This is a genomic window from Phytobacter sp. V91 (genome assembly GCF_965644225.1).
GTDB lineage: Bacteria > Pseudomonadota > Gammaproteobacteria > Enterobacterales > Enterobacteriaceae > CBFFRJ01.
The window spans coordinates 1-1,231 of sequence record NZ_CBFFRJ010000276.1; the positions used below are offsets into that span (position 1 = coordinate 1).

1 protein-coding gene is annotated in these 1,231 nt (G+C 50.0%); it reads right to left on the bottom strand.

Going from position 1 to position 1,231, the window contains the following annotated elements:
• Positions 1–3: 3 nt before the first annotated feature.
• A protein-coding gene (locus ACSZO4_RS25605) for an IS3 family transposase (protein WP_437891891.1) occupies positions 4–1,231 on the bottom strand; the annotation gives its coding sequence in 2 pieces (ribosomal slippage) (positions 4–908 and positions 908–1,231; 1,229 coding nt annotated over the 2 pieces). This gene is flagged as partial in the annotation.

Here is a 1,231-nt window from a genome sequence, read left to right on the forward strand (position 1 = left end):
TGACTAGTCCTGATATAGGTTGACAGTTTTCTGTCTGTAAAACGCCTGATGAACATCATCGGGCGTTTTGTATTTCAGGGACAAGTGTGGCCGTTCATGGTTATAAATGGCCACGGATTCTTTTACCATTTCACGGGCTTGCGCCAGATCTGCAGGACGTGAGAGTAAAAACTCATTTTTCAGGATCCCGTTTATTCGTTCAGCCAGCGCATTCTGGTAGCAGTCATAACCATCGGTCATTGAACAGGTTATCCCGTTTCTCTCATGGACTGACTGATAAAGCGCTGAACAGTATTGCAGCCCTCTGTCAGAGTGATGCACCAGAGGCCCCGTCGTTTTTCTCCGCCTCAGAGCCTGTCTGAACGCTTTTATCACATTTTCTGTCTGCAGGTTTTCTCCAACATGGTAACCCATGATTTTTCTGGAACAGGCATCTGTGACCAGACTCAGATAGGCCGTGCCGCTGCACAGTGGAAGGTAAGTGATATCGGCGACCCAGACCTGCTCTGGCTCAAGGGCGATAACCTGTTCAGGGCCGGGTTTCAGCAGATTGGGATGCCGGTGAAAGCGATGATGGCTGTTGGTGGTTTTGTGATATGCCCGTTTCAACGGCACCAGAAGCCGGTGTTCATCCAGCAGGTTAAACAAGCGATCCCGTCCAATATTCAGCGTGTTATCGGCCTGAGTGTTCAGCAGATAGTGAAGTTTACGCGTACCGATCCGTAGCTGACGACACCGGATACGGACAACAAAATCAAGCACCTGAGCATAATGCTCCTGCCGTTTATTGTCCCTTGCATTGTACTGATACCACGCCTGTCTGCTGTGCCCCAGAAACTGGCATGCACGCGTAACGGTTATTTTGGGGGGCTGACTTTGCGTGAGGACTTGCCGGGCCGCTTTTTTACGACACTCACCCCGTAGTCATTTTTCAGAACATTGATAACCGATTCAAAAAACTCAGCTTTCTGGTTCGCCAGCTTAAGCTGTTCTTCAAGTTCCCTGATTCTTTGCTCGGGTGTAAGCGGGAGAGTTATCTGAGCCAAAGGCAGTTTCCTCTTCACCAGGTCAGGAAGTCCGGGGCTCCAGTCAAGCCGACCATATTTACGCAGCCAGACAAGAACGGTGGAGCGCCCCTGAATGCCATATCGCTGCTGGGCCTGTTTATAGGTCATCTCGCCTTTTTCGACCTGCTCAACAACGGCTATTTTAAAGGATAGAGGATAATCGC